The 2,955-nt window shown below is 74.5% G+C and carries 2 protein-coding genes; both read right to left on the minus strand.

The window, feature by feature from the left end; genetic code table 11:
- Positions 1-805: Fpg/Nei family DNA glycosylase (locus GTW43_RS12750; RefSeq protein ID WP_161301774.1), on the minus strand; the 805-nt coding region annotated here is incomplete at its 3' end.
- 59 nt (positions 806-864) lie between these two features.
- Complete coding sequence (locus tag GTW43_RS12755) at positions 865-2,886, minus strand: SpoIIE family protein phosphatase (RefSeq protein WP_237536562.1); 2,022 nt, start codon at positions 2,884-2,886, stop codon at positions 865-867.
- Positions 2,887-2,955 lie beyond the last annotated feature (69 nt).

A 2,955-nucleotide genomic window follows, 5' to 3' on the forward strand; every position in this document is an offset into this window, starting at 1 on the left:
TGGGGCAGTACTGGAGCGAGGAGTCGCTGAAGCTGACCTCGCGGATCGTGTCACCGCAGACGGAGCAGGGTTCGCCGGTGCGTCCGTGGACGTGCAGGCCGCTCTTCTTCTCGGCCTTGAGGCGCCCGGCGGCGACGCCGCGCGAGCGCTCGACGGCGTCGGTGAGGGTGGCGCGCAGCGCGGTGTACAGCGTGTGGACGTCGTCGGGGGTGAGCTTCGCGGCGAGTGCGTACGGCGACATCTTCGCGGCCCACAGGATCTCGTCGCTGTAGGCGTTGCCGATGCCCGCGATGAGGGACTGGTCGCGCAGGGCGCCCTTGATGCGGCGGCGCTCGCCCGCGAGCAGCGCGGCGAGGGCGGGCTCGTCGAAGCCGTCGGCGAGGGGGTCGGGGCCGAGCCGGGCGACGCCGGGGACGGTGGCGGGGTCGTCGACGACGTACACGGCGAGCTTCTTGGTGGTGCCCGCCTCGGTGAGGTCGAAGCCCGCGCCGGTCTCCAGGGCGACTCGCAGGGCGAGCGGGCCGCGGCCCGGCTTGGGCGGGCCGTCGGGGAGGCGGTCCTTCCAGTGCAGCCAGCCCGCGCGCGCCAGGTGCGTGACGAGGTGCGGGCCGCCGTCCGTGGCGAGGTCGAGGAACTTTCCGTGCCGCGCGACCGCGGTGACGGTGCGTCCCTCGAGGGCGGTGGGCGGCGGGTCGTACGTCTTGAGAACGCTCACGGCGACGGGCAGCACCCGCATGATGTCGTGCCCCACCAGGTTCTCGGTGAGGAAGCCGCGCAGTGCTTCGACCTCGGGCAGTTCCGGCATGAGTCCAGGGTGCCACCGTTGCGCGGACGGGGCCCGGGTGTCCGGTGGTGCGGTCGGGGTCAGCGCGCGCTCGGCACGGCGAACTCGCACCACACGCACTTGCCGCCGCCGCGCGCCTCCACGCCCCACACGTCGGCGAGCCGGTCGACGAGGAGGAGGCCGCGGCCGGAGACGCCGTCGTCGCCGGCCTCCCGGCGGCGTGGCAGCGCGCTGGAGGTGTCCTCGACGTCGACGCGCAGCCGGCGGTCGGGACCGGACAGGACGCGCAGGGTGACGACGGCGGGGCCGTCGGTGTGCATGAGGGCGTTGGTGACGAGTTCGTCGGCGACGAGTTCGATCTCGTCGGCGCGGTCCCGGGCGCCCCAGGCGCGGACGGCGGCCCGGATCATGTGACGGGCCGCGCTGAGCGCCTCGGGGTCGCCGGGTGGCACGTGCTCGGTGAGCCGGCCGCGGCTCTGCGGGGTGCCCGCGCCCCGGCGGCGCAGCAGCAGGAGGGCGACGTCGTCCTCGCCGCCGCGTTCGTCGACGGCGGTGCAGAGCCGGTCGGCGAGCTGGTCGATGTCGGCGGGTCCGGAGCGGACGAGGTCGGTGAGGGTCCGCAGCCCGTCGTCGAGGTCGGTGCCGGGCTCCTCGACGAGGCCGTCGGTGCACAGCAGCAGCGTCTGGCCCGGGTCGAGCTCGGTGGTGGTGACGGGGTACTCGAGCCGGCCGAACAGGGCGGACAGGCCGAGCGGCAGTCCGCCGTCGACGGGCAGCCGGCGGCAGGAGCCGTCGGTGAGCCGCAGCAGCGGGTCGAGGTGTCCGGCGCGGACGAACTGGACGACGCCCGTGGTCAGGTCGGCCTCGGCGTACAGGCAGGTGGCGAAGCGGTCGGTGTCGAGCTCGTGCAGGAAGACGGAGGCGCGGGCCATCACCGTGGCCGGGGTGTGGCCCTCGGCGGCGTAGGCCCGCAGCACGATGCGGAGCTGGCCCATGACGGCGGCGGCGTGCGTGTCGTGGCCCTGGACGTCGCCGATGACGGCGCCGACGCGGCCGCCGGGCAGCGGGATGACGTCGTACCAGTCGCCGCCGATGTCCCGGCCGAGGGAGGCCGAGCGGTAGCGGACGGCGAGGTCGGCGCCCGGCACGTTCGGGATGGAGCGCGGCAGCATGGCCTGCTGGAGGCCCTGGGCGAGGTCCTTCTCCTGTTCGTAGAGCATGGCGCGCTGGAGGCTCTGGGCGATGCTGCTGCCGAGGGCGATCAGGACGTTGCGCTCGGAGTCGTCGAAGCCCTTGCGGTCGTGGTACAGCAGGCCGACGACGCCGATCGGGCGGGCCTGGGCGATGAGCGGCAGGTAGGCGGCGGAGCGGATGCCGAGGTGGGCGATGTGCGGCCACAGGACGGGGTAGGAGCGGGCGAAGTCCTCGGGCGAGTCGATGAAGCGGGGTCTGAGGCTGCGCACGACCTCGCTCATCGGGTACGGGTCGTCGGTGCGGGTGACGTGTGTGCCCGGCACGAAGCTGCCGGAGGGGCCCTCGGCGACGAGGTGGATCCGCCCGGCCCGGACGAGGCCCATGACGAAGCTCGTGGCGCCGAGCCGCTCGATGCCGTGGGACTCGCGCAGCACCTCGATGACGTCGCGGACGGTACGGGCGTGGGCCAGGGCGGCGGTGGTGCTCTGCACGACGCTGGTCTCGCGGCGGCGCAGGGCGTCGTGGCTCTCGCGCTCGTGCTGGACGGTCGCGTCGGCCAGCTCGTCGGTGGCGTCGCGGACGATGCCGACGATGCGGCGCGGGCGCCCGGACGGGTCGCGGCGGATGTAGCCGCGGGTGTGGGTCCAGCGCAGGAGGCCCTCGCGGGTGCGGACCCGGAAGTAGACGCCGTAGTTCTCGGCGCCATTCTTGACGGCCTGCGCGACGACCGCGTCGAGCCGGACGGCGTCGGGCGGCGGCACCCTGGAGGCGAGGGACTCGGGGTGGTCGTCGTACTCGTCGGGGTGCAGGTCGAACACGTCGTGGGCCTCGGCGTCCATGTGCATGAGCCCGGTCTCCAGGTCCCAGTCGAAGCTGCCCAGGCGCAGCCCGTGCCCGTAGGCCTCCAGGAATCCGCGCGCGGGGTCCTCCGGAGCCTCCCCTCCCGGGGGACCGCCGGTCGCTGCGCCGCCCCCGGT

This window comes from Streptomyces sp. SID5785, assembly GCF_009870065.1.
GTDB lineage: Bacteria > Actinomycetota > Actinomycetes > Streptomycetales > Streptomycetaceae > Streptomyces.